Annotated in this window: 23 protein-coding genes; 11 read left to right on the top strand and 12 right to left on the bottom strand. The window is 72.4% G+C overall.

All coding sequences use genetic code 11. The features are described 5' to 3' along the window. The first annotated feature begins 111 nt into the window (after positions 1–111). Together ABZ193_RS15395 and ABZ193_RS15400 are read left to right on the top strand one after the other, a co-directional pair. Positions 112–1374: a PspC domain-containing protein gene (locus tag ABZ193_RS15395; protein WP_020420053.1), complete on the top strand. Its 1263-nt coding sequence runs from the start codon at positions 112–114 to the stop codon at positions 1372–1374. Continuing rightward, positions 1367–1606: a hypothetical protein gene (locus tag ABZ193_RS15400; RefSeq protein WP_020420052.1), complete on the top strand. Its 240-nt coding sequence runs from the start codon at positions 1367–1369 to the stop codon at positions 1604–1606. The genes ABZ193_RS15395 and ABZ193_RS15400 overlap by 8 nt, the downstream gene beginning before the upstream one ends. A 55-nt stretch (positions 1607–1661) precedes the next feature. On the opposite strand, the gene ABZ193_RS15405 is transcribed toward ABZ193_RS15400, so the two are convergent. After that, complete coding sequence (locus tag ABZ193_RS15405) at positions 1662–2285, bottom strand: GIDE domain-containing protein (RefSeq protein WP_354710276.1); 624 nt, start codon at positions 2283–2285, stop codon at positions 1662–1664. Between the two features lie 7 nt (positions 2286–2292). After that, a complete protein-coding gene (gene guaA / locus ABZ193_RS15410; RefSeq protein WP_020420050.1) occupies positions 2293–3852 on the bottom strand; it encodes a glutamine-hydrolyzing GMP synthase in 1560 nt (519 codons plus the stop codon). Positions 3853–4342: 490 nt separating this feature from the next. Here guaA and ABZ193_RS15415 point away from each other — a divergent pair, with 490 nt between their 5' ends. Further along, on the top strand, positions 4343–4732 hold the full coding sequence (locus ABZ193_RS15415; protein ID WP_354710257.1) for a hypothetical protein: 390 nt from the start codon (positions 4343–4345) through the stop codon (positions 4730–4732). Between the two features lie 79 nt (positions 4733–4811). Continuing rightward, the gene (locus tag ABZ193_RS15420) at positions 4812–6257 is read left to right on the top strand and encodes an aldehyde dehydrogenase family protein (protein ID WP_354710259.1); all 1446 of its coding nucleotides are present in this window, start codon (positions 4812–4814) and stop codon (positions 6255–6257) included. On the opposite strand, the gene ABZ193_RS15425 is transcribed toward ABZ193_RS15420, so the two are convergent. After that, a complete protein-coding gene (locus ABZ193_RS15425) occupies positions 6229–7962 on the bottom strand; it encodes a GMC family oxidoreductase (protein ID WP_354710260.1) in 1734 nt (577 codons plus the stop codon). The two genes, ABZ193_RS15420 and ABZ193_RS15425, sit on opposite strands and share 29 nt — an antisense overlap. Before the next feature lie 143 nt (positions 7963–8105). Here ABZ193_RS15425 and ABZ193_RS15430 point away from each other — a divergent pair, with 143 nt between their 5' ends. Genes ABZ193_RS15430 through ABZ193_RS15440 form a run of 3 tightly spaced genes read left to right on the top strand, consistent with a single transcriptional unit; the run spans position 8106 to position 13059 of the window. After that, positions 8106–10718 carry an HAD family hydrolase gene (locus ABZ193_RS15430; RefSeq protein ID WP_354710261.1) on the top strand — a complete coding sequence of 871 codons (2613 nt, stop codon included), beginning with the start codon at positions 8106–8108 and terminating at the stop codon, positions 10716–10718. Beyond that, positions 10715–11710 carry a class I SAM-dependent methyltransferase gene (locus tag ABZ193_RS15435; RefSeq protein ID WP_354710263.1) on the top strand — a complete coding sequence of 332 codons (996 nt, stop codon included), beginning with the start codon at positions 10715–10717 and terminating at the stop codon, positions 11708–11710. Before ABZ193_RS15430 ends, ABZ193_RS15435 begins: the two co-directional genes overlap by 4 nt. Continuing rightward, the gene (locus ABZ193_RS15440) at positions 11707–13059 is read left to right on the top strand and encodes a glucosyltransferase (RefSeq protein WP_354710265.1); all 1353 of its coding nucleotides are present in this window, start codon (positions 11707–11709) and stop codon (positions 13057–13059) included. The genes ABZ193_RS15435 and ABZ193_RS15440 overlap by 4 nt, the downstream gene beginning before the upstream one ends. A 1-nt stretch (position 13060) precedes the next feature. Here ABZ193_RS15440 and ABZ193_RS15445 read toward each other — a convergent pair whose 3' ends face one another. Then, complete coding sequence (locus tag ABZ193_RS15445) at positions 13061–13378, bottom strand: helix-turn-helix domain-containing protein (RefSeq protein ID WP_354710266.1); 318 nt, start codon at positions 13376–13378, stop codon at positions 13061–13063. Between the two features lie 114 nt (positions 13379–13492). On the opposite strand from ABZ193_RS15445, the gene ABZ193_RS15450 reads away from it, so the two are divergent. Beyond that, entirely contained in the window at positions 13493–14248 is a 756-nt protein-coding gene (locus ABZ193_RS15450) for a hypothetical protein (RefSeq protein ID WP_354710268.1), read from the top strand. A 649-nt stretch (positions 14249–14897) separates the two neighbouring features. Here ABZ193_RS15450 and ABZ193_RS15455 read toward each other — a convergent pair. Next, positions 14898–16031: a GuaB3 family IMP dehydrogenase-related protein gene (locus ABZ193_RS15455; RefSeq protein ID WP_020420041.1), complete on the bottom strand. Its 1134-nt coding sequence runs from the start codon at positions 16029–16031 to the stop codon at positions 14898–14900. 75 nt (positions 16032–16106) lie between these two features. Next, positions 16107–17609, bottom strand: coding sequence for an IMP dehydrogenase (guaB, locus tag ABZ193_RS15460; RefSeq protein ID WP_020420040.1), 1503 nt, complete (start codon positions 17607–17609; stop codon positions 16107–16109). Between the two features lie 173 nt (positions 17610–17782). On the opposite strand from guaB, the gene ABZ193_RS15465 reads away from it, so the two are divergent. Next, entirely contained in the window at positions 17783–18172 is a 390-nt protein-coding gene (locus ABZ193_RS15465; RefSeq protein WP_017986689.1) for a DUF5319 domain-containing protein, read from the top strand. A gap of 115 nt (positions 18173–18287) precedes the next feature. On the opposite strand, the gene ABZ193_RS15470 is transcribed toward ABZ193_RS15465, so the two are convergent. The 5 genes from ABZ193_RS15470 to ABZ193_RS15490 all read right to left on the bottom strand — a co-directional run bounded on the left by ABZ193_RS15470 (position 18288) and on the right by ABZ193_RS15490 (position 22525). Then, on the bottom strand, positions 18288–19214 hold the full coding sequence (locus ABZ193_RS15470) for an anti-sigma-D factor RsdA (protein ID WP_354710269.1): 927 nt from the start codon (positions 19212–19214) through the stop codon (positions 18288–18290). Beyond that, on the bottom strand, positions 19215–19787 hold the full coding sequence (locus ABZ193_RS15475) for a sigma-70 family RNA polymerase sigma factor (RefSeq protein WP_026153775.1): 573 nt from the start codon (positions 19785–19787) through the stop codon (positions 19215–19217). It abuts the gene before it with no gap. Positions 19788–20040: 253 nt separating this feature from the next. Beyond that, on the bottom strand, positions 20041–20637 hold the full coding sequence (locus tag ABZ193_RS15480; RefSeq protein WP_017986686.1) for a response regulator transcription factor: 597 nt from the start codon (positions 20635–20637) through the stop codon (positions 20041–20043). A gap of 141 nt (positions 20638–20778) precedes the next feature. After that, the gene (locus ABZ193_RS15485; RefSeq protein ID WP_354710270.1) at positions 20779–21624 is read right to left on the bottom strand and encodes a hypothetical protein; all 846 of its coding nucleotides are present in this window, start codon (positions 21622–21624) and stop codon (positions 20779–20781) included. 1 nt (position 21625) lies between these two features. Then, positions 21626–22525, bottom strand: a complete 900-nt coding sequence (locus tag ABZ193_RS15490; RefSeq protein WP_020420035.1) for a MerR family transcriptional regulator — start codon at positions 22523–22525, stop codon at positions 21626–21628. A 274-nt stretch (positions 22526–22799) separates the two neighbouring features. Between ABZ193_RS15490 and ABZ193_RS15495 the strand changes: the two genes are divergently transcribed. After that, positions 22800–23102: a WhiB family transcriptional regulator gene (locus tag ABZ193_RS15495; protein WP_017986683.1), complete on the top strand. Its 303-nt coding sequence runs from the start codon at positions 22800–22802 to the stop codon at positions 23100–23102. Positions 23103–23142: 40 nt separating this feature from the next. Here ABZ193_RS15495 and ABZ193_RS15500 read toward each other — a convergent pair whose 3' ends face one another. Then, positions 23143–23751 (bottom strand): TetR/AcrR family transcriptional regulator, encoded by a 609-nt coding sequence (locus tag ABZ193_RS15500; protein ID WP_027936168.1) that lies wholly within the window; start codon positions 23749–23751, stop codon positions 23143–23145. Positions 23752–23825: 74 nt separating this feature from the next. Here ABZ193_RS15500 and ABZ193_RS15505 point away from each other — a divergent pair, with 74 nt between their 5' ends. Beyond that, positions 23826–24566 (top strand): SDR family NAD(P)-dependent oxidoreductase, encoded by a 741-nt coding sequence (locus tag ABZ193_RS15505; RefSeq protein ID WP_020420032.1) that lies wholly within the window; start codon positions 23826–23828, stop codon positions 24564–24566. Positions 24567–24713: the final 147 nt, after the last annotated feature.

Consider the following 24713-nt stretch of genomic DNA (forward strand, 5'->3'; position numbering starts at 1 on the left):
TTCTGCCATGGTCACACGGCCGCAACCACGATTCATCGGGGAAAACCCCGGGGATCGCGGCCGTCGCAAACTCAGGGTCGTTCCCCGATGTGCACGCGGGCACGCTGCCGCATGCTGGGCACCATGAACGACACGGCAGAGGCTCCGAAACCGCAAGGCCTGGGCGGTTTCGAGGAGACCGTGAAGGACTTCTGGGCCAGCCGGCCGCGCCGTCCCGCCAAGGGCGGCAAGATCGGCGGCGTCGCGGCGGCCATCGGCAACCGGTACGGCATCGACCCGGTGATCGTGCGGGTGGCGTTCGTGACGGCGACCGTGTTCGGCGGCGTCGGCGCTTCGCTGTACCTGCTGTGCTGGCTGCTGTTCCCGGCCGAGGGCGACGAGGTGTCGCCCATCGAGTCGCTGTTCGGCCAGGGCCGCAGCTCGATGTCCAAGCACATGACGATCGTGCTGGCCATCCTGTTCTTCCCGCTGTCCAGCTGGGCGTTCGCCGGCGGCTGGTTCGACGGGGGCGGCATCATCGGCGCGGCGATGATGGTCACCGCGCTGTACCTGCTGCACCGCGGCCGCGGGCACGTCAACCGGCCGGTGCCGGTGACCCGCGTGGCCACCGAGGTCGGACCCGCCGCGTTCTCGATGAGCGCGCCGGGCACCACCGAGCGGGCCGAGTCCGGGTGGGACCCGCTGGGCGCGGACCCGATGGCGTGGGACCTGCCGGACCCGGTTCCGCCTCCGGCCCCGGCCCCGCCGCCACCGCCGCGCGCGCCGCGGCGGACGAGCAAGATCGGTGTCGCGACCTTCGGCATCGCGCTGCTGGTCGCCGGGATCGGCGCGGCCATCGGTTCGTCCGGTGAGGCGTGGTTCTCGCCGCAGCACGTCATCGGGCTGGTGCTCGGGGTGCTGGGCGTCGGGATGGTGGCCGGTGCGTTCGCCGGTGGCGGCCGCAAGCTGGCCGTGCTGGCGGTGCCGCTGTCGATCGCGGGCGTCGCGCTCACCACGGTCCCCGTCGCCGACTACTCCGGCGGGCTGGGCGACCTGCGGGCCACGCCGACGAGCGCGGCCGAGGTGCTGCCGAGCTACCAGCGCACGGCCGGGACGATGGACCTGGACCTGACCAGGCTGCCCGCGGACGTGCCGGTGACGACCGAGGTGCACCTCGGCGCGGGCGACACGACGATCCGCGTGCCGGCGACGGCGGACGTCACGTACTCCTGCGAGTCGCAGGCCGGTGACGTGAGCTGCTTCGGCCGCGAGACCAACGGGGTCGGGATCGCCCCGATCACCGGGGTGGACTACGGGATCGACGGTCCGGGCGGGCTGCAGCTGACGCTGAAGGCCGACCAGGGCGTCGGGAGCTTGGAGGTGCGCCGTGGCTGAGAACCCCTACGCCCACGACACGGAGACGCCGGCGCCGCCGGAGCGGCGGCGCGGGGTGGACGTCGTCACGCTGATCCTCGGCATCGCGACGCTGCTGGTGTCGGCCTACGTCCTGTCCGACGGCGCCTCGTGGCTGCCCTCCTTCGACCTGAAGTGGGTGCTCGCAGGCGGCGCGGTGCTCGTCGGGGTGCTGATGCTGGGCGCGTCGATGCGGGGAGGCCGGCGGGACTGACGCCGGGAGTTGCCAGGCCAGAGGGAGCCGCGGAGGTGTCCGCGGCTCCCTTTTTTCAGGCCATGATCCAGAATTCGGTCACGATCAGGGCGAGGCCGACCAGGACCAGCGCGCAGGCGGCGGCTCCGAGCACGCGGTGGCGACGGCCCCGGCCCGCACGCAGCTCGCCCTCCGGTTTCGCGGCGATGATGAAATCGCTGCCGTCCTCCGGCTTCCCGATGACCAGCGAGCCAGTCACGTCACGCGCTTCACCGAGGACGTAGAGCCAGGTGCCGGGCCGGACGATCCACTCCTCGTAGTGGAAGCCGAGGGTGCCCCGGCCCCGCGGCCACTGGAGGCCGAGGAACTCGACCGTCTCGGCCCGGAAATCGGTCTGGTAGGAATCGACCGGCTTTTCCACGGCCTCCGGCCGGGCGCCGTCCGCGACCAGCTCGATCGGGCGGCGCTGCGGATCGACGAGCACGAAGCTCGACGGCGCCTGCCCTTCGGCAACCGTTTCCCGCCCTCGGGTCGAGGCCGCGGGACCATCCGCCGCATCTGCTCCAGTTGCGCGACCGTGAGGGTGGGCGTAGCGGTCATGGCCCGGATCTGCGCGCCCGCCTTGCGCGCGCGGCGGAACAGGAACACCGCCACGACGATCAACGCGATGCCGGCCAGCGACACGCCGCCCCCAGGTCAGTCCCGGATCACTCCCACTCGATGGTGCCCGGCGGCTTGCTGGTCACGTCCAGCACGACCCGGTTGACCTCGGCGACCTCGTTGGTGATGCGGGTGGAGATGCGCTCCAGCACGTCGTAGGGCAGGCGGGTCCAGTCGGCCGTCATGGCGTCCTCGCTGGACACCGGGCGCAGCACCACGGGGTGGCCGTAGGTGCGGCCGTCGCCCTGGACGCCGACGCTGCGGACGTCCGCGAGCAGCACCACCGGGCACTGCCAGATGTCGCGGTCCAGGCCGGCCGCGGTCAGCTCCTCGCGGGCGATCGCGTCGGCGGCGCGCAGCGTCTCCAGCCGGTCCGCGGTGACCTCGCCGATGATCCGGATGCCGAGGCCGGGGCCGGGGAACGGCTGCCGGTGCACGATCGTCTCCGGCAGGCCCAGCTCCAGGCCCACGCGGCGGACCTCGTCCTTGAACAGCAGCCGCAGCGGCTCGACCAGCTCGAACTGCAGGTCGTCCGGCAGGCCGCCGACGTTGTGGTGGCTCTTGATGTTGGCCGCGCCGGTGCCGCCGCCGGACTCGACGACGTCCGGGTACAGGGTGCCCTGGACGAGGAAGCGGTAGTCGCCCTGCGCCTTGAGGTCGCGCTCGGCCTGCTCGAACACGCGGATGAACTCGCGGCCGATGATCTTGCGCTTCTGCTCCGGGTCGGTGACGCCGGCCAGGGCGCCGAGGAAGCGCTCGCGGGCGTCGACGGTCACCAGGTTCACTCCGGTGGCGGCGACGAAGTCGCGCTCGACCTGGGCGCGTTCGCCGCGGCGCAGCAGGCCGTGGTCGACGAAGACGCAGGTGAGCCGGTCACCGATGGCGCGCTGGACCAGCGCGGCGGCGACGGCGGAGTCGACCCCGCCGGACAAGCCGCAGATCGCGCGGCCGTCCTCGCCGATCTGCTCGCGGATGCGGGCGATCTGCTCCTCGACGATCGAGGCGGTGGTCCACTGCGGCTTGATGCCCGCGATGTCGTGCAGGAAGCGGCGCAGGACCTCCTGGCCGTGCGGCGAGTGCAGCACCTCGGGGTGGTACTGGACGCCGGCGATGCGGTCGTCGACGTTCTCGTAGGCGGCGACGGGGGCGCCCTCGGAGGTCGCGGTGACCTTCGCGCCGGCCGGCGGCTTGGTGACGCTGTCGCCGTGGCTCATCCACACCTGGTGCCGCTCGGGCAGCTCGCGGTGCAGGATGCCGCCGTCGGCCGGTATGTGCACCTCGGTGCGGCCGTACTCGCGGTTGCCGGTGGCCTCGACGGTGCCGCCGAGCGCCTGGGCGAGGACCTGGAAGCCGTAGCAGATGCCGAAGATCGGGACGCCGGACTTGGCGAGCTCGGGGTCCATGCCCGGCGCGTCCGGCGAGTAGGCGCTGGCGGGGCCGCCGGACAGGACGATCGCCGAGGGGTTCTTCGCGAGGATCTCGTCGCGCGTGGCGGTGTGCGGCACCACCTCGGAGTAGACCTGCGCCTCGCGGACACGGCGGGCGATCAGCTGCGCGTACTGCGCGCCGAAGTCGACGACGAGCACCGGACCGCTCGGATTGGACACCGGACCTCCATCAGGACGACGTGTGTCTTCCATCGTCCCAGGTGGGCTGGGTCACGTGCGCCCGGGGACGTGGTAACGACGAAGGCCCCGGACGCGTGGCCCGGGGCCTGTCTGACGTGTGGGTGGCCGGCACGGCGGTCGCCTCTCGGCGAAAGGTCCGAACAGGGCTCCGGCTCGCACCGGTGTTCCCTGACGGCGATATTGGTGAGGCCCGGGGGACACGGACCGCACCGACCACTCGCTACAACACGGGCAGGCACTGCGGAATTCCCGCCCCGCTCCCCCTGCGAACCGCGGGGAAAGCTGGATGGCCGGCACGGCGGTCGCCTCTCGGCGAAAGGTCCGAACAGGGCTCCGGCTCGCACCGGTGTTCCCTGACGGCGATGTAGGTGAGGCCCGGGGGACACGGACCGCACCGACCAGCTCGTACAACAGGGGTGGTGCGCCGCGTATTCCGTAACGCACCGCTCGCCGCACACGATCTTGGGGCGTGGCCGACCCCGCCGAGAGTGACCTCCGGTCCGTCCTGCGGGGGTGCCTGGGTGGGCTGGCCTGGGGGACGCTGCACATCGCCCTCGGGATCGCCTGGCTCCTGGCGAGCGAACAGGCCGTGGGCTGGTACCTCACCGCTTGCGGCGCCGACCACCTCGAACCCTCAGCGGGGATGGGCCTCCTGATCATCATGGTTCCGAAGCTGATCCTGTTCGCTGGCTACTCCGCCGCGGCCTACTCGATCCTCGTGTGGGTCACCCGGCGATGGACGTCCCGAAGCCTCGCCCTGGTGGCCGCCCTCGCCGGGGCGGCCTTGCTCACCTGGGGCTTCTGGCTCTGGGAGATCAACTGGGTCGTCCGGCCCAGCCTGGAGAACCCGTCCTGCTGAGATCACCCGATCGGGGCGATGCTCGCGGCGCGCGTGGAACGTGAAACCACGTTTCGTGCGGCGCTCTAAGTTTGTCGGCATGGACACCATCACGCCGGAACCGCGGCCGGCTTGGATCGCCGGCCGGGCGGAGCAGGGGACGGCCACCCTGGACGTGCACCACCCCTTCGACGGCAGCGACGTGGCGACCGTCGCCGTGCCGGGGCCGGATCAGGTCGAGCGTGCGGTGGCCGCCGCGGTCGCCGTCGCGCCGTCGCTTCGCCGGACACCGGCCCACGTCCGGGCCGCCGCCCTCGATCACACCTCCAGGCAACTCGCCGCGCGCGCCGAGGAGCTCGCCGAACTCATCACCGCCGAGAACGGCAAACCCCTGAAGTGGGCGGAAGCCGAGGTGCGCCGCGCGGTCTCGGTCTTCCGCATCGCCGCCGAGGAGGCCCGCCGCTTCTCCGGCGACCTCCAGCGCCTGGACACCGACGCCGCCGGCGAGAACCGCCTCGCCATGGTCCGCCGTGTGCCCCGCGGCCCGGTCCTCGGCATCGCGCCGTTCAACTTCCCGCTCAACCTCGTCGCCCACAAGGTCGCCCCCGCGCTGGCCGTCGGCGCGCCGATCATCGTCAAGCCCGCCCCGCGCACCCCGCTGTCCGCGCTGGTCCTCGGCGAGATCCTGGCCGAGACCGACCTCCCGGAAGGCGCGTTCTCGGTCCTCCCGCTCGGCAACGAGGACACCGCGAAACTGGTCGCCGACCCGCGCCTGCCGGTCGTGTCGTTCACCGGCTCCGGCCCGGTCGGCTGGTCGCTGGCCGACGCCGCGCCACGCAAGCACGTCGTCCTGGAGCTGGGCGGCAACGCGGCCGCGGTCGTGCTCGGCGACTGGACGGACCTGACCGGCGCCGCGCAGCGCATCGCGACCTTCGGCAACTACCAGGCCGGCCAGTCGTGCATCGCGGTGCAGCGCGTCATCGTCGAGCGCTCGGTGGCCGACGAGTTCATCCCCGCGCTCGCCGAAGCCATCGCCGCGCAGCGGACCGGCGACCCGTACGACTCCACCGTGGACGTCGGCCCGGTCGTCGACGAGGCGGCCGCGGAGCGGATCGTCGCCTGGGTCGACGAGGCCGTCGCCGCGGGCGCGAAGCTGCTGGCAGGCGGCTCGCGCCAGGGCGCGACCGTCGAACCGACGCTGCTCACCAGCGTGCCCGCGGAGACGAAGGCGTGGTCCGAGGAGATCTTCGGCCCGGTTCTCGCCGTGTCCGTGGTCGAGAACGCCGACGAGGCGTTCGCCGCGGTCAACGCCTCCGCCTACGGGCTGCAGGCCGGCGTCTTCACCCGCGACGTCCGCCTCGCGTTCCGCGCCTCCGCCGAGCTCGAGGTCGGCGGCGTGATCATCGGCGACGTGCCGTCCTACCGCGCGGACCAGATGCCCTACGGCGGTGTGAAGGGCTCCGGGGTGGGCCGCGAAGGCGTGCTCGCCGCCATGCACGACCTCACCGAGGAGCGGGTCACCGTGTTCGCCGGGATCGACCTGTAGACACCAGCGGCAGTCGGAGGGCGGCCGGCGCGTCGGCCGGGACCGCCGGGTTCTTCGGCGGGACCGGCTTGATCCGCCGGTAGCCCTTCGACTGGTCCGGCCGCTTGTCGGCCTCGCCCTTGTTGGGCCAGAACGAAAACGCCCGCTCGGCCTGGGCGGTGATGGTCAGCGACGGGTTCACGCCCAGGTTCGCCGTGATCGCCGTGCCGTCCACGATGGACAGTCCGGGGTAGCCGAACACGCGGTGGTACGGGTCGATCACGCCGTCCTCGGCGCTGGTGCCGATCGGCGCGCCGCCGATGAAGTGCGCGGTGAGCGGGATGTCGAACACCTCGCCCCAGGTGCCGCCCGCGGTGCCGTCGATGTGCTTCGCTGTCAGCTCGTTGGCCTGGTGCCCGGCCGGGATGAAGGTCGGGTTCGGCTCGCCGTGCCCCTGCTTGGACGTGTACTTGCGCCGCCCGAACAGGCCCCGCCTGGTGTAGGTGGTGATCGAGTTGTCCAGGCTCTGCATCACCAGCAGGATCACGGTCCGCTCGCTCCACCGGTAGCCGTTGAGCAGCTTCGCGCTCTGCACCGGGTGCTTGACCAGGAACCGCACCGCCTGCAGCCAGCGCGGCGTCGGCACCGACCCGTCGGTCGCGATCGTCTGCAGCAGGCTCATCGCGTTGCTGCCCTTGCCGTAGCGCACCGGCTCGATGTGCGTCGACTCGTCGGGGTGGAACGACGACGTGATCGCCACGCCGCGGCTGAAGTCCCGCTCCGGGTCCACGGTGGGGCGGCCCGCGCCGATGATGGCCTCGGAGTTGGTGCGGGTCAGCTCGCCCAGCCGCGGCGACAGGCGGGGCAGCGTGCCCTGGTCGCGCATCTCGTGCAGCAGCCGCTGCGTGCCCCAGGTGCCCGCGGCGAGCACGACCTGGCCCGCGGTGAGCGTGGTGCGGAACCGCTTCGACCTGGTGCCGGTCTTGCGGACGTCGACCTCGAACGAGCCGTCCCCGCGCGGGCGGACCGCGGTGACCGTGGTGAGCGGGATGACCTGCGCGCCGCCCTGTTCGGCGAGGTAGAGGTAGTTCTTGACCAGCGTGTTCTTCGCGCCGACGCGGCAGCCGGTCATGCACGAGCCGCATTCGGTGCAGCCCGTCCGCTCCGGCCCGGCCCCGCCGAAGTACGGGTCCGGCACGCGCTCGCCCGGCTTGTCGAAGAACACTCCGACCGGCGTCGGGTGGTAGCTGTCGGCGACGCCCATGTCGGCGGCGACCTTCTGGATGACCTCGTCCGACGGCGTGACGCTCGGGTTCGTGACCACCCCGAGCATCCGGCTCGCCTGGTCGTAGTACGGCGCGAGCTCGGACTCCCAGTCGGTGATGTGCGCCCACTGCTTGTCCTGGTAGAACGGCTTGAGCGGCCGGTACAGCGTGTTGGCGTACACCAGCGACCCGCCGCCGACACCCGCGCCGGCCAGGATCATCACGTCGCGGAGCAGGTGGATCCGCTGGATGCCGAAGCAGCCGAGCGCGGGCGCCCACAGGTAGCGCTTGAGGTCCCAGGACGTCTTGGCGAACTCGTCGTCGGCGAACCGGCGGCCCGCCTCGACGACGGCCACCCGGTAGCCCTTTTCGGTCAGCCGGAGCGCGGCGACGCTGCCGCCGAACCCCGATCCGACCACGATGACGTCATAGTCAGCCGCATTGCTGTTACGCGTGGTCACAGGTAAAGCGTAACCACCACCACAGGGTTCTGACCAGTAGTAAGTTACCGATCAGTTCGGGCAACCTCTTCGCCGCGCGTAACGTATTTCCCCCATCGGAGTGATTATCGTTGTAAATCACATCACACATCTGGGGAGATGACTTGTCGTTGCCGCCTTCGCTCGCCCGGGTCCGCCGGCTGATCACCGACGGCTCCTGCGCGGTGCTGTCGCTGGATGTCTTCGACACCATCCTGTGGCGGCGCACGCCCAGGCCCACCGACGTGTTCGCCGTGCTGGGGGCGCGGCTCGTGCGGGACGGCCGGTGCCCGGACTGGGTCACGCCCGCCGCGTTCCGGCGCATGCGGATCGTCGCCGAACAGCGGGCGCGCCGGAGCGAGGAGGCGCTGGGCACCGAGGTGTCGCTGTTCGACATCTGGCAGCACATGCCGCTGCGGATCTTCGGCGCCGAGCTGCCCGAGCTGGTCCGCGCCGAGGTGACCTGCGAGCGCGACTTCACGGTGCCCGACCTGGACATCGCCGAGCTGGTCGAACTGGCCGCGAAGCACCACGTGCCGACCGTGCTGGTGTCGGACACCTACTTCACCGAGGAACACCTGGCCGAGCTGCTCGACCGGCCGGGGCTGGGCGCGCTGCGCGAGGCCCGGATCTTCCGCTCGCACCAGCACGGGCTCGACAAGGCGTCCGGGTTGTGGGAGATCGTCCTGGACAACCTCGGCGTGCACCCCGAGCAGGTCGTGCACATCGGGGACAACGCGGTCGCCGACATCGAGGTGCCGCGGGAGCTGGGCGTCCGGACCGTCTACTACGAGCGGCTCGACGAGGAGTTCCTCGCGGTGCTGGAGCGGGAGCGCGAGCCGCTCGGTCTGGAGGACCCGCTCGGCGAGCACCTCGACACCGACCAGGGCGACTACGGCATCACCAGCCTGCGCGCGAAGACGCTCCAGCGGGTGGACCAGGCGGCCCAGACCCCGGTCCGCACGGCCTGGCGGTACGGCGCGTCGGTGCTCGGCCCCGTGCTGACCGGGTTCGCCGAGTGGGTCGCGTTGCGCGCCCACCAGTCCGGGATCCCGGTGCTGTGGTGCCCGATGCGCGAGGGCACCCTGCTCTCCGCGCTGATCAACAACGCCGCGCAGGCCCGCGGCTGGAACGTCGAGGCGCGGCCGGTCTGGCTGTCCCGGCACGTCACCTCGCTGGCCGCGCTCGACCCGGCCGACCCGGACTCGCTGCGGCAGTTCATCCAGCAGCGCCACGGCCTCACCGTCCGCCAGCTGATGCAGGCCCTGCACCTGCGCCCCGGTGACGTGCCGCCGCTGGCCGAGGCGCTGGACACGGTCCTGGACAACGACCGGGAGATCGACCTGGTCACCGACGTGCTCACCGAAACCGCCCACCTGCGCAACCGGCTGGCCGTCACGGTCACCCGCATCCGCGAGCGCGTGCTGGGCGAGCTGCGCCGGGCCGGGATGCTCGACGTGCCCGAGCCCGCGCTGGTCGACCTGGGCTGGGGCGGGACCATCCAGTACTACCTGGGCAGGCTGCTCGACGTGGCCGGCGCCGGCGTCCGCCCGGCCGGCTTCTACCTCGCCACCGACGACCGGTCGGTGCGCGTGTACCGGGCCGGGCTGCGCATCGAGAGCTACCTCAGCCAGGGCGGGCAGCCGCCCGAGATCGCCCGGACCATCAGCCGCAGCCCCGAGGTGCTGGAGCAGTCGGTCAACGACTTCTGCGGCTCGCTGCTGGACTTCGCCGACGACGGCTCCCCCGTGCTCGGCCCGGCCTCCGACGGCGAGGCCCAGCTGGCGCAGCGGCGCGCGGTCCAGGACGGCATCCGCGAGTTCCAGGCCCAGTGGTACCGCTACGCCGACGGCGGCTGGCCGGACCTGACCGGCACCGCGCGGCACCGGCTGGCGAACATCCTGGTGTCCGCGCTGAAGGCGCCGACGGCCGCCGAAGCCGCGGTGTTCGGCAACTGGGCGCACGAGGACAACTTCGGGTCCGCGCTGATCACCCGGGTCGTGCCGGAGGACCTGCTGCCCGCGATCCCCTACCTCTCCCCCGCCGACCTGGCCGATCTGGAGATGCGCGACGCGTTCTGGCCCGCGCTGCTCGCGGCCTCGGACACCCGGCTGGCCGCGGGCGCCCGCGCGCTGGCGGAAAGACAGGTGGACGCGGACCTGTTCGAGCCGTCCGACGATCCGGCCGAGACCCGGCTGAGCTTCCGCACCGGCGACGGCGAATGGCACGACGGCCCGCGCCGCCGGGTGCGGATCAACCACAACGGGCTTTCGTTCGCACGCCTGGACTTCCGCTCCGCCGACGTCACCGACGTGGCTCTCGCGGTGCCGGGGCGGCCCGCGCTGGTGCGGATCGACTGGGTCGAGGTCAAGGCGATCGTGCCCGGTCAGAGCGTGCCGCGGGTCGAGCGCTGGGAACACCCCGCCGACTTCGCCGGGCTGATCCACGCCGCGTGCCGGTGGCTGGGCGGCACCCTGTTCGAGTTCGAGGCAGACGAGGGCGCGGTGTGGTTCCCGGTCGCCGCCCGCTTCGGCGCGCCGGTGACGTCCGGGCAGGTGACGATCGCCTTCGCGGTGCTGCCGAAGTCCCGGACCGGGCTCGGCGCCCACCCGCCGTCAGCGCCCCGGCTGACCCGGATGCGCAGCCGGGTGCGTGAGGAGATCCGCACGCACGGACCGGTCGGCCTGGCCACGTCGGCGGCGCGCATCGCCGTGCGGCAGCTGCGGAGCGGCAAGTGAACGACTACGGCACCCGCACCGACCCGCACGCCCAAGCACGCGCGGCCCGCCAGACGCCCCTGCTGCTGCACTCGCTGTCCTGCTTCCGGGAGGTCTTCGAGGTCGTCTACGCGCACCGCCCGATCTCCACGGTGGTCGAGGTCGGCGTCGAGTCCGGGCAGGTCAGCGGCATCTACACCGAACTCGGCGCACGCGCGGTGTACTGCGTCGACCCGGCCCCGACCGAATCGCTGCGCGCGGCGATCGCCGGGAACCCGGCGCTGCACCTGGTCGAGGAACGCTCGCCGGACGTGCTACCCGACCTCCCCGTGGCGGACCTCTACGTCCTGGACGGCGACCACAACTACGCGACCGTGCGCGCCGAGCTGGCCTGGGTGCTGGCGAACGCGCCGGACGCGGTCACGGTGCTGCACGACGTGCTGTGGCCGTGCTCGCGGCGGGACCAGTACTACCTGCCGTCCCGGCTGCGCCCCGAGGACCGGCATCCGTCCAGTTCGGAGGGTCCGACCGTGTGGCACGACGAGCTGACCCGAGCCGGTTTCGTCGGCCTCGGGGCGTTCACGTGCGCGCAGGAGGCGGGCGGCGAACGCAACGGCGTGCTCACCGCGGTCGAGGACGCGCTGACCGAGAGCTGGCAGCTCGCGATCATCCCGGCGATCTTCGGCGTCGGCGTGGTGACCCGGGACGAGGCGCTGCTCGACGCGCTGCGGCCGTACCGCGACTCGCGGCTCCTCTACACCTTGGAGAACAACCGCATCGCCCTCTACACCCGGTTGCTGCAGCTGCAGTTCGACGCGGTGGCGCACGCGGAGAACGCGGACGCGATGGCGGAGACGATCGCCGGCCAGCGGCGTGAGCTCGACCGGCTCGCGACGGAGGCCGCGGACCTGCGTGCCGAGGCCGACGAGCTGCGCAGGCAGAACGAACGGCTGCGGGCGCAGCTCGACGAGCGTCCCGCGACGCTGGCCGACCGCGTCCTGCGACGCCAGTGAACCGGACCCGCACCGCGACGGTCGCGGCGAGCGTGGCCTGGGTGCTGGCGGCGACCTGGCTGCAGCTCATGCGGGGGCCCGGGCTGCGTGCCTACGACGTGGTGTGGGCGGAGGACGGCGGTGTCTTCCTGAACCAGGCGATGCGGCATTCCTTGTGGCACAACCTGGTCACGCCGCACGCCGGGTACCTGCAGGTGGTCGCGAAGCTGGTGGTGGAGCCGGTCGCGGCGCTGCCGCTGGCGTGGGCGGCGGTCGCGCTGGCCACGGGAGCGGCGCTGGTGGTCGCGTCGATCTCGCTGCTGGTGTGGTTCCACAGTGGACGGATTCTGCGGTCGGCGTGGGCACGGGTGCTGGTGACGGCGATCGTGCCGCTGCTGCCGCAGGCCGGGTTCGAGGTGAACGCGGCGGTCAACGACCTGCACTGGTACCTGGCCTACGCGGCGTTCTGGGTGCTGCTCGCGCCACCGCGGTCGGTGGCCGGGCAGGTGGGTTCGGCGGCGGTGGTGGCGCTCGCGGCGCTGTCCGATCCGCTGACCGCGCTCGTGCTGCCGGCCGCGATCGTCGGGATCGTGCGGTCGCCGCGGCGGCTGCTCGCGTGCGTCGCGCCCGCGGTGATGCTGGTGGCGCTGGCCGTGCAGGGCTGGGTGCACCTGACCCGCGCGGCCGGGTACCGGGCGAGCGAGACGGTGCTGGGCGAGCTGCCGTCGATCTACGGGCTGCGGGTGCTGGTGAGCGCGCTGACCGGGGACCGGTTGCTGGGCCCGGTGTACCAGTGGGCCGGGCTGGTGCTGGTCGCTGTCGTCGGTGCGGTGGCGGCGGTGGTGGCGGGTGTGCTGCTGTGGCGCGCCGATCGGGTGGCGCGGCAGGTCGCGGCGGTCGGTCTGGTGTGCTCGGTGGCGTACCTGGTGGTGCCGGTCGGGTTGCGCGGCACGGGCGGGTTCCTGGAGCGCGCGGAGTTCTCGCTGAACGGGTCGCGCTACACGATCGTGCCGCTGCTGTTGTTGTGGGTCGCGGTGGCGGCGCTGCTGGACCGGCTGCGGCCGCGGACGGTCGTCGGCGGGGCGGTCGCGGTGTTCCTCGGCGTGCAGGTGCTGAGCGACTGGGCGGCTCCGAGCGTGCGCACGGGCGGTCCGTCGTGGCGTGCTTCGGTGGCGGAGGCGCGGGCTGCCTGTGCGGCGCCCGTCCGTCCCCCGCAGCCGGTTCCGCTGGTGGCCGAGGAGGACGGCCGCTACGCCGTGCCGATCGTCCCCGGCCCCGACGAGGTCACGATCGTCGTCGCGCCGGTGCCGCCGCCCGGCGAGCCGCTGCTGTTCGCGGTGGTGGCGCCGTGCGCGGAGTTGCGGGGCTGACTCACTCGGCGTTGGCGAGCACCGCGTCCACGAGCCCGGGGAACTTCTTCTCCAGCTCGGCGGTGCGCAGCGTGTTCATGCGCTGCCTGCCCTCGTCGTACTGGCGGATCAGGCCGCCCTTGCGCAGTGCCCGGAAGTGGTGGCTGAGCGTCGAAGCGGCGACCGGCAGGCCGAAGGTGCCGCAGGGGCGGTCGCCCTCGGCTTGGAGCAGGCGGATGATCGCCCGCCGGGTGGGGTCGGCGAGCGCGTGCAGCACGTCGTCGACGGTGATCTCGTCGAGCTCCGGGTGCGCGATGCCGGACCAGCGGCCGAGTGGCACGGTCTCGTCCTCCTGAAGGTGCTCTCAGCTCTCTTCGACATTTAACGAAGACTCTACTGCTCCGGAGGACTATTCGAGACACGTCGAAAACAGACAGACTGGGAGGAACCGATCATGCGTGCACGCCTGCTCACCGGACTGGCCGCCGCCGCCCTCGCGTTCACCATCGCCCCGGCCGCGGCGGCCGAAACCCACCCGCACCCCACGCCCTACGGCCCGCAGCGGCCGTACGAGCCCGACGTGGCCGGGCCGGTGAACGTCGACACCGGCACGGTGGTGTACGCCCCGGACGGCGGTTCGCGGTTCGGCGTGACGATCACGTTCGACGCCCAGCGCTCGACGACGACCGGCGTGGAGCCGGCCGCCCCGCGCGAGTTCGTGTTCCTGTTCGACCGGTCGGTGCGCTTCAACCCGCACCTGTTCCCGACGTGCGACCGGTCGGTGATCGAGACCCAGGGCGCGGCGGCCTGCCCGGACGGTTCCCAGGTCGGCTCCGGGCGGGCGGAGTTCTACCGCGGCGGGGCGGGCGAGGTGCTGGTGTTCAACACGACGTTCGACCACGGCAGGCGTGGCGTGCTGATCCACATCCCGGTCAGCGGGGCCATCCTGGAGAACACGCTGGAGCGCGTGGTGGGCGACTACCGCGAGGACTACGGCTGGGGGCTGAACGAGATCGTGCCGCCGAACGACACGCCGCCGCAGGACCGGCCGAGCACGTCGGCGTTCGCCGTGACGTTCGGCGCGGTCCACAACGGACACAGCTTCGTGCAGAGCTACGCGAAGCCGGGGTCCGAAGTGGCGGCAGGCGTGTGGAGCGAGTACGTGACCGGCCAGACGACGCTCGTGGAGGGCACGCTGACGCGACCCTGACCCGCGCCCGGTTCGCCGAGCCTTCCCAGCGGCAGCGGGCAGCGGCACGCGCGGGCCGAACCAGCGGCCGGACCGGCAAACACCGCGACGCACAGCCTCAGGCGCACCGCGGAGAACCCGCTCCACCCCGCATGCAGTGCCGAGGCCCGCGGTGTCTCCTCTGCCGCACCGGGCCGCGGCATGCGGGAGCCGAGCCGCCAGCAGCCGCACCGAGCTCCGGCGCGAAACGCCCGCGACGCGTGGTGCCAGGCCCGCGCCGAGGCGAACCCGTTCCATCCCGCATGCAGCCCCGCGGCCCGCCGCGCCTTTTCAGCGGTAGCGGGGCCGCGGCAGGCGGGCGCCGAGCCAGCAGCGTCAGCCGCGCACCAAGAGACCCACCCGGCTCCACCCCGCATGTAGTGCCGCAGCCCAGCGTGGCGGGGCGGCGGCAGGCGGGCGCCGAGCCAGCAGCGTCAGCCACGCACCGAGAGACCCACCCGGCTCCACCCCGCATGTAGTGCCGCGGCCCAGCGTGGCGGGACCGCGGCAGGCGGGCGCCGAGCCAGCAGCGTCGGCCGCGCACCAAGAGACCCACCCGGCTCCACCCCGCATGTAGTGCCGCGGCCCAGCGTGGCGGGGCCGCGGCAGGCGGGCGCCGGACCAGCGAGCGTCAGCCGCGCACCGAGAGGCCTACCCGCTGGAACTCCTTGAGGTCCGAGTAGCCCGTCTTGGCCATCGCCCTGCGGAGGGCTCCGAACAGGTTGATCGAGCCCTCGGCGTCGGACGACGGGCCGAACAACAGCGTCTTCAAGTCCACCTCGATGTCCGGCCCGGCGGCGACCCGCGAGCGCGGCAGGTTCGGGTGCGCCGCCGCCGCGGTCCAGTACAGGCCGTGGCCGGGCGCCTCGGACGCCGCGGCCAGCGGGGCGCCCACCACCACGGCGTCGGCGCCGCACGCGATCGCCTTCGCGATGTCGCCCGAGCTGGTCATCCCGCCGTCCGCCAGCACGTGCACGTACCGGCCGCCGGTCTCGTCGAGGTAGTCGCGCCGGGCGGCCGCCGCGTCGATGATCGCCGTCGCCATCGGCACGCCGATGCCCAGCACGCGGTCGGTGCTCGTCACACCCGGGGTGTAGCCGTGGCCGACGATCACGCCCGCCGCGCCCGTGCGCATCAGGTGCATCGCGGTGCGGTAGTCGGACACGCCACCGGCGATCACCGGCACGTCCAGGCCACCGATGAAGTCCTTGAGGTCCAGCGGGTCGGCGTCGTCGTGCGCGACGTGCTCCGCGGAGATGATCGTGCCCTGCACGACCAGGATCTCGACCCCGGCCGCGATCAGGTGCGGCGTCAGCTCTGCCGCGCGCTGCGGGCTCACCCGCGCCGCGACGGTCACGCCCGACTCGCGCACCCGGCGGATCGCCTCGGTCAGCAGCTCCGGCTGCACCGGCGCGGAGTGCAGCTCCTGCAGGGTGCGGACCAGCGCGGTGCGGTCCTCGTCCTTCGCGGCGTCCACCACGCGGAGCAGCGCCTGCTCGGCGTTGGCGTGCCGAGCCCACAGGCCCTCGGCGTTCAGCACGCCCAGCCCGCCCAGCTTGCCGATCTCCACGGCCGTGTCCGGCGACACCACCGCGTCCGTCGGGTGGGTGACCAGCGGGATGTCGAACCGGTAGGCGTCGATCTGCCACGCGGTGGACACGATCGCCGACGACCGGGTCCGCCGGGACGGGACGATCTCCACGTCATCGAGGTCGTACGCCCGCCGCGCGGTGCGTCCCATGCCGATCTCGACCAGATCGCGCACGTCAGGTCCCTTCTCGCCGCCAGTAGTTGACGGCCCATTGTCGCTAGGCCATCGGTGTGACCCGCGCGCAGGGGGTCACCGAGAGGTGTAGTTGGGCGCCTCGACCGTCATCGTGACGTCGTGCGGGTGGCTCTCCTTGAGGCCCGCGGCGGTGATCCGCACCAGCTGCGCCTTCTGCAGCTGCTCGATCGTCTCCGCGCCCGCGTAGCCCATGCCCGAGCGCAGCCCGCCGACGAGCTGGTGCACGACGTTGGCCAGCGGCCCGCGGAACGCGATGCGGCCCTCGATGCCCTCCGGCACCAGCTTGTCCTCGCTCAGCACGTCGTCCTGCGAGTAGCGGTCCTTCGAGTACGACTTGCGCCCGTCCCGCGACTGCATCGCGCCCAGCGACCCCATGCCGCGGTAGGTCTTGAACTGCTTGCCGTTGACCAGGATCAGGTCGCCCGGCGACTCGGCGGTGCCTGCCAGCAGGCTGCCCAGCATCACGGTGGACGCGCCGGCCGTGATGGCCTTGGCGATGTCACCCGAGTACTGGATGCCGCCGTCGCCGATCACCGGCACACCGGCCGGGCGGCACGCCTTGTCGGCCTCGTAGATCGCGGAGATCTGCGGCACGCCGACGCCCGCGACGATGCGGGTGGTGCAGATCGACCCGGGGCCGACGCCCACCTTCACCGCGTCCGCGCCCGCGTCGACCAGGGCCTGCGCGCCGGCCCGGGTGGCGACGTTCCCGCCGACGACGTCGACCGTGTCGCCCAGTTCCTTCTTCAGCGTGGCGACCATGTCGATGACCGCGCGCGAGTGGCCGTGCGCGGTGTCGACCATCAGCACGTCCACACCCGCGTCGGCGAGCGCCATCGCGCGCTGGTGACCGGCCGCGCCGACGCCGACCGCCGCGCCGACGACCAAGCGGCCGTCCGGGTCCTTGGTGGCGTGCGGGTACTGCTCGGTCTTGACGAAGTCCTTGACCGTGATCAGCCCGCGCAGCTTGCCGGCGCCGTCGACGATCGGCAGCTTCTCGATCTTGTGGCGGCGGAGCAGGCCGAGCGCCGCGTCCGCGGTGACGCCGACCTGCGCGGTGATCAGGTTCTCCTTGGTCATCACCTCGCTGACCGGGCGGCTGTGGTCCAGCTCGAACCGCATGTCGCGGTTGGTGATGATGCCCACCAGCGTGCCGGAGGCGTCCGTGACCGGGAGGCCGGAGATGCGGAAGCGGGCGCACAGGGCGTCGACCTCGGCGAGCGTGTCGTCGGGCGAGCAGGTGACCGGGTCGGTGACCATGCCCGCCTCGGACCGCTTGACGACCTCGACCGCCGCGGCCTGCTCCTCGATCGGCAGGTTGCGGTGCAGGACGCCCATGCCGCCCTGGCGGGCCATGCTGATGGCCATGCGGGCCTCGGTGACGGTGTCCATCGCCGCGGAGACCAGCGGGATGCGCAGGGTGATGTTGCGGGACAGCCGGGTCGACGTGTCGACGTTGCTGGGCACGACGTCCGACTCGGCCGGCAGCAGCAGCACGTCGTCGAAGGTCAACCCGAGCATCGCGAACTTGTCTTCCGGGGCGAACTCGCTCGTCATGGGGGTGGCTGACCTTCCTGGCAGTGGCGGGTGAACCTTCCGTCGATGGTATCTGGCCCCCGTCCCGGCGACCGCCGGACTGGGGCCAGACGTGACCGGGGAAACTCGCCCCTGTTTGGAGGGACTGAAAGGCCCTGGACAAGCAACCCGGTCGGGCAGGTACGGTGCGACGCGTGCCGCACGAAGTGTTGCCCCCCGACCCGTTCGCCGACGACCCGGACGACCCCGCCCGGGAGCTCGCCGGCATCGGGGACGACGAGCTGGCCGAACCGATGGACGCGCAGGCGCGCGCCGAGTTGCTGGCGGACCTGTCGGACCTCGCGGTCTACCAGGCGCTGCTGGAGCCCCGCGGAGTCCGCGGGATCGTGGTCGATTGCGGTGAGTGCGATCAACCGCACTTCCACGACTGGCACCTGCTGCGCGCGAGCCTCGAGCAGTTGCTCGCGGACGGGCGGATGCGCCCGCACGAGCCGGCCTTCGACCCCAACCCGGCTGACTACGTGAGCTGGGACTACTGCCGCGGTTTCGCGGACGGGATCACGACCACCGAAAGCGCCTACTGACTGTTCCCACGAGAAGGCCCGGCCGCGGGAGGCCGGGCCTTCGTCATGTCCTGGGCAGGATGCGGAAACGAAAGAAGACCCGGCCGCTCCCGGCCGGGTCTTCTCACAAGACGGATCAGTTCGAGCTGGTGCCGGTGTCCACACCGGCAGGCGCCTGGCCTGCTCCCGAGTCCGGCGTGTCGTAGCGCACCGTGTTGCCCGAGGTGCCGTCGCCGGGCGGCGTCGTGCTGCTCTCGGTCGTCGGGGGCGGGGACGTCGTGCTGCTCGTCGACGGGGTCGGCGTCGTGGTCTGCTGCGGGCTCGTCGTGGTCGACGAGGACGGCGACTTCGTCGAGCTCGGCGGCGGCAGCGCGGCCGAGGTCGGCAGCGAGGTCGGCGAGTCCGGCGTGGTGGTGCCCGAGTCCGGCAGCATCGAGGCGAGCTGCTGGTGCTCCGCCATCAGCTGGCTGAGGTTCTCCTCCTCGGTGACCTGGCTCAGCTTCGCGGCGGCCTCGGCGAGCGCCTGCTGCGCCTCGGCGATGCGGCCCTGCGAGAGGGCGATGCTGGCCTGCTGCAGGTCGATGCGGGCCGCGGAGGCGGCCTCGACCGACCGCGCGTGGTCGGCGTAGAGCACCTTGGTCAGGCCCCACAGCGTGTCGCCGGGCTGCGCGTCCCGCGCGGCGATGCTGGTGCCGGTGAACCCGATGGCGAGAACGGCCGCGGCCGTGGCGACCGGCACGAGCAGGCGGCGTCGGCGCGCCCGCTGCCCGTGGCGGCGGGCCAGCGCGGCCGTCTTGATCGTGGTGACGGCGGTGTCGGTGTCGATGAGCTCGGCGAGCGGCTCGCTGTCGATGTCCCGTCGCCAGGACAGCAGCAAAGCGTTGAGTTCCTGGTCACCCAGGTCGTCGGCGATGCCGGGGTCGGAACCGCCGAGCGAGTCCAGCAGACCGTCGTCCGCGCGGATCGCGGTGAGGTCCGCCTCGAACTCCGCCCGCGAGGAACTCAGGGTCGACTCGAACTCGAGCTCGTCGAGCTCACGTCTGACGTCTTCGCGATCGGTCACTCAGGCCACCTCCTCGGACGCCAGCGCCTTGCGGAGCCGGGCCAGCGCGCGGTGCTGCGCGACGCGGACTGCGCCTGGCGTCGAGCCGACCGCTTCCGCGGTCTCCTCGGCGGACAGGCCCACGACCACGCGCAGCACGACGATCTCCCGCTGCTTGTCCGGCAGAACCCGGAGCAGCTGTGCCATGCGCTCGTTCAACTCCCCCTGCAAGGCGCGCTGTTCCGGCCCGATGTCGCCCTCGATCTCGTCGGGGATCTCGGCGACGGGCTCGGCCCGGTTGCGCGCGGCGGCCCGATGCGCGTCGGCCACCTTGTGCTGGGCGATGCCGTACACAAAGGCCAGGAACGGGCGCCCTTGGTCACGGTACGAAGGCAACGCCGTGAGCACTGCTAGACACACCTCCTGGGCAACGTCGTCTGCCGAGGCGAACGACCGCTCCTGTCGTCCGACCCGGGCACGGCAATACCGCACCACCAGGGGACGGATAGCCGCCAGCAGCCGCTCCACCGCCTGGGGATCCCCCTCGACAGCGGCGGCGACTGGCTCATCCAGCCCGTCCCCCACATTGGCCATCGCAGACAACAGTCCCAGCGTTACGTGTAGGCGTGCAAAATTAACGGCGCGGCAATCCCCACATCGCTCACACCGGTGAGGCCTACGGTACCTGGCGACGCCGGTGTCGCGTATGCGTGGTCGGCTCTACAGCCGCGCCGGCCTCGCCGAACCGAGGCCGCCCAGTATCGCACGGATGTGGTTCGCAGGGGGGCGATCGAGCGAAGCGGCGCGCGGAAACACGAAAATTTCTCGCTGAATCCGCGCGTCCGCGTCAGGAGACCAGACCCCGGCGGAAGCCGTGCGCCACGGCCTGCGCACGGTCCCGCACGCCGAGCTTGCGGAACAGCCGGCGGGCGTGGGTCTTCACGGTGTCCTCGGAGAGGTACAGCTCACGGCCGATCTGGCCGTTGCTCTTGCCCTGGCTCATGCCGCGCAGGACCTGCAGCTCGCGCTCGGTGAGCTGCACGCCGGGGTCGGCGGGCTGGCGCGGCGCCGGCACAGAGGTGCTGGCGAGGGTGTGCGCGAGCGCGGCGACCAGCTCCGGCCGGGACGCGTCCCAGCGCAGGTAGCCGCGGGCCCCGCCGGCGATGGCGGCGGCGATGCTGCCGGCGTCGTCCGGCGCGCCGAAGACGATCACGTTGGCCTGAGGGTTGGCGGACACCAGCCGCCGAGTCGCCTCCACCCCGGCCGGCATCGCGCGCTGGGTGCCGACGAGCACGACGTCGACCGGCTGCCGCGAGTACCGGGCCAGCAACTCGTCACCGTGCGCTACACAGTCGATGCGACTGACACCGGGGACAGCAGACATCACGCGGGTGAGCCCTTCGCGGACACTGCGTCGGTCGTCGCAGATCAAGACCGTCGTCACGGGTGTTCCTTCCTGCAGCCGGGTGACATTCCATATCCCCTATCGGACGCTTGAGGCCGTACCTTGACACGATCCGGTGGCTTTTTTTGGAACTTCTTCGCCCGGATGTCGGTATGGCCGGCGGGAGCCCCACACCCGGGGTCAGACCGGTACCCACGGTGAACCATGCGCCAGCCGCCTCCCTCCGGGGTCGGAGCTCAGTAACACTGCGTATAACACCGCGGCCGTTCGCGATCGGTGGCGGTCCGCGTCGGCGGGCCACAGATCGGCCGCGATCAGCCCGGCGGGCCAGCTGAGCGAGGACAGTTCGTACTTGTCCGCGTCCGCGAGCGCGCCCGAGACGAGCTCCCCGGCTCTTCGCTTCTGCCCGATGGTGCCCAGCGCCGCGGCGAGCACCAGGTGGGACTTGACGGTGTGCCGGATCGACCCGGCAGCCATCGCCTCGTCGAGGGCGGCCTCGGCGGGCGCGACCGCGGCCGGCGCGTCACCCGAGGCGAGCGCGAGTTCCGCGGTGACCCAGCCGAGCCGGGTCCGGGTGCGCCAGCTGTCCACCGCGCCCGCGGCCCGGTCCAGGAGGCGCCGCGAGGCGGTGAGCCGCCCGGTGCCGAGGTGGTCGGCGGCCAGCCCGAGGAGCGCGTCCGCGAGCGCGCCGCGGGCGTCCAGGCCGTCCGGGTCCGGATCCGAGGGAGACGCTGCGGCCGTGGCGGCCCAGCGGAGCGCGGCGCCGTCGAGCCCGCGGGCGACGGCGTGGCCGCCGAGCTGCCTGCGGTGCGAGGCGAGGGTAGCCAGCGCCAGCGCGGCGACCACCGGGTCCCGGTCGCGGGCGAGGCCGTCGAGCAGGGTGGTGGCGGCCGCGTACCGGCCCTGGGCGCCGAGCACGATCGCGCCGAGCAGGCGCCGCTTGGGCGGGCCCGCGGCGGCGAGCACGTCCGGCGGCGGCGCCGGCCGGTCGCCGAAGGCCGCTCGTCGGAGTTCGATCTCGTGCACGTTACTTCCCTACCAGGACGTACTCGATGCGGTCAGCCGCCGTCCGCAGTCCGGACAGCCGTTCGACGCGATCCGGCAGCTCCGGGGCGCGCCAGCCCGGGCCGGCGGCGAACAGGCGGCTGCGCAGCCCGCCGCGGGACACCTCTGGGAACAGCTCCGGGTCGGCGTTGCCCGCGCGGTCGGCCCACAGCACCACGGCCGCGGGCGAGCTGCGCCGGACGGCCGCGGACAACGCGGGGCCGGGCAGCGGCAGCCCGAACAGCTGCGAGCCGATGCGCCGCGCGGCCAGGCCCGCGGCCAGCACGTGCAGCGGCAGGCCGTCCTGCTCGTCCGGGACCCGGCTGAGCAGCACCGGGCGCTGGTTGCGCGGGTGGTCGAGCACCGGGGTCGCGCGCACGACGGCGGCCAGCACGCACTCGCTCAGCATGGCCTGCACCTCGACCCCGGCCGGGGTCCCGGGCCAGCCGGCCCCGCAGGCGTCGAGGACCGGGGCGATCACGCCCTCCCACGCGTCGAGGACGCCGGCGCTGCCGATCGCGTCGTCGAGGGTCTGCTGCACCGCGCGGCCGTCGAGCGCGACCGCGGCGGCGCGCAACCGGCGGGCGGCGGCGCCGTTCTGCGCGGCGCTGACCTGCTCGGCCGGCGGCGGCAGCGGCTGGGCGGCGATCTCCGGGGCGGCGCCGAACGACTTCGGCATCTGCTGGAGCGCGTAGCGGGCGGCCTCCGCGGTCGAGGCACCGCGCAGCAGCGCGCGCTGCATCAGTTCGAGGCGGCCGATGTCGGCGGCGCAGTAGCGGCGGTGCTTGCCGCCGGTGTGCCTGCTCGGGCCGAGGCCGTAACGGCGGTCCCAGGTGCGCAGTGTCGAGGGCGCGACCCCGAGCCGCCGGGCGACGGCGGCCACGGGCATCGTCGGCTCGGCCTGACCGGCACCCCTGGGACGGCTCACCCGACCCAATATCCCGGTACCACTCGAACGGGGCAACCTGAATCGGTTTCGTTATTTCCCCTGTTTACGGCCCTGATCTCACGCATCCGGGGGAAACCTAACGGCTGAATCAGCGGGATTCCCTTGAACAACTATTGGCGCGCTTCTAACGTTACCGCCGTTGCGCCATTCGGAGTAATCGCCGGGCGGCTAAGCAGGGGTGGCACGACCGAATCGGAGGGCGGTCACGATGGCAGACACGCGCAGGCTCCCGGGCCCGAACGCCGATATCTGGGATTGGCAGCTGCGGGGGTCGTGCAGGGGGATGGACAGCGGCGCGTTCTTCCACCCGGACGGCGAGCGCGGGCCGGCGCGAGCGCGCCGCGAGGCCCGCGCGAAGGCGATCTGCCAGTCCTGCCCGGTCCTGCAACTGTGCCGGGAGCACGCGCTCGCGGTGCACGAGCCGTACGGGATCTGGGGCGGGCTGTCGGAAGCCGAGCGGGAGACGATCATCCGCACCGGGAAACCGCAGCTGACCCTTTCCGGCCAGTAGCCGGAACGGAAAAAGCGGACGGCACCCGGGTGAACGCCCGTCAGCCGGGTGCCGTCTTTTTTCCCAGAAATCGCGGCCACACGGTCATCGCCGTGTCGATGACCGCTTCCAGGTCCGCGAGTTCGGCGCCATCTCGCGCCTGAATCGACATCCCGTGCAGAATCGTGCCGTAGAACCGGACGATTCCCTCGACGTCGGCGTCTTCGGGCAGGTCCCCTTCCGCTACCGCGCGTCGCAACCGCGCGGCCACGCCGATCAGGTTGTTCCGCCGTTTGGCCGCGAGGAATTCGCGGACCGGCCGGTTCTGCTCCGTGCAGTTGAGCGCGGCCAGCACGACCATGCACCCACGCGGGTGACCCGCCTCGACGTACCCGCGGGCGCTCTCCCGCAACCAGGCCTCGACGGCGTCACGCGCGGTCTCCCCCTCCGGCGGCCGTTGCCCGAACCGCTCCCCGTAGCGCTCGATCGCCTCCCGGAACAACGCCTCCTTCCCGCCGAAGGCCGCGTACAGGCTGGGTGAGCCGATCTTCATGGCGGCGGTCAGGTCGGACAGCGACGTGCCCTCGTAGCCGCGCTCCCAGAAGACGTACATCGCCTCGTCCAGGGCCGCGTCCCGGTCGAAGGTCCTCGGACGCCCGCGTGGTGACATGGTTCGCATTCTATAGCGGTCGGCACAGAAGTCGCTCTAACTTCTGTGCCGATCACTACAGAAATGGAGGACCCATGGGTTCGCTGGACGGCAAGGTCGCACTCGTCACCGGGGGCAGCAGGGGCATCGGGGCGGCGATCGCCCGGAAGCTGGCGGCGGACGGGGCGCACGTCGCGGTCACCTACGAGAAGTCCGCCTCGCGGGCGGCCGAGGTGGTGGCCTCGATCGAGGGCCTCGGCCGGAAGGGGCTGGCGCTGCAGGCCGACAGCGCTGACGCCGAGGCACTGACCGCGGCGGTGGACCAGGCGGCCGAAGCGCTGGGCGGGCTGGACGTGCTGGTCAACAACGCCGGGATCTTCCCGCGCGGGACGGTCGACGAGATGAGCCTCGCCGACTTCGACCGGACGCTGGCCGTCAACGTGCGGGCCGTGTTCGTCGCGACCCAGGCCGCGGTGCGGCACCTGCCGGCCGGTGGCCGGGTCATCACGATCGGCAGCACGCTCGGCGAGCGGGTGCCTGGGCCGGGGATGAGCGCCTACGCGGCGTCGAAGGCCGCGGTGGTGGGGCTGAGCCGGGCGTTCGCGCGGGACCTGGGGCCTCGCGGGATCACGTCGGTGGTGGTTCAGCCGGGGCCGACCGACACGGACATGAACCCGGCGGACGGGCCGCGCGCGGCGAGCTCTCTCGCGCTGTCCACTGTTGGGCGGCACGCGTCACCGGAGGATCTGGCCGCGACTGTTGCGCATGTCGCTGGGGCGGCTGGGGCGTTCATCACCGGGTCGGTGATCACCGTCGATGGTGGGGTCAATGCTTGAGTAGGCGCTACGCGGGTTTCTCAATCGCCGGCTTCGCTTCGCTACGCCCCGGTTGAGCCCTCCCGAACCCGATCTTTCAGTGTTCGGTTGCCGAGACACCGCGTCAAGGCGGGAAAGCGTGCCTTGACCCGGTGGCTCGGCAACCGA

The organism is Amycolatopsis sp. NPDC006125 (assembly GCF_040614195.1).
GTDB classification, from domain to species: domain Bacteria; phylum Actinomycetota; class Actinomycetes; order Mycobacteriales; family Pseudonocardiaceae; genus Amycolatopsis_E; species Amycolatopsis_E tucumanensis.

What these genes read in the sequence shown, in the direction of transcription:
- ABZ193_RS15395 (WP_020420053.1), top strand. Translation starts at nt 112, where the DNA reads ATGCTGGGCACCATGAACGACACGGCAGAGGCTCCGAAACCGCAAGGC.
- ABZ193_RS15475 (WP_026153775.1), bottom strand. Translation starts at nt 19,787, where the DNA reads ATGGCCAATGTGGGGGACGGGCTGGATGAGCCAGTCGCCGCCGCTGTC.
- ABZ193_RS15500 (WP_027936168.1), bottom strand. Translation starts at nt 23,751, where the DNA reads ATGTCACCACGCGGGCGTCCGAGGACCTTCGACCGGGACGCGGCCCTG.
- ABZ193_RS15495 (WP_017986683.1), top strand. Translation starts at nt 22,800, where the DNA reads ATGGCAGACACGCGCAGGCTCCCGGGCCCGAACGCCGATATCTGGGAT.
- ABZ193_RS15420 (WP_354710259.1), top strand. Translation starts at nt 4,812, where the DNA reads ATGGACACCATCACGCCGGAACCGCGGCCGGCTTGGATCGCCGGCCGG.
- ABZ193_RS15505 (WP_020420032.1), top strand. Translation starts at nt 23,826, where the DNA reads ATGGGTTCGCTGGACGGCAAGGTCGCACTCGTCACCGGGGGCAGCAGG.
- ABZ193_RS15450 (WP_354710268.1), top strand. Translation starts at nt 13,493, where the DNA reads ATGCGTGCACGCCTGCTCACCGGACTGGCCGCCGCCGCCCTCGCGTTC.
- guaB (WP_020420040.1), bottom strand. Translation starts at nt 17,609, where the DNA reads ATGACGAGCGAGTTCGCCCCGGAAGACAAGTTCGCGATGCTCGGGTTG.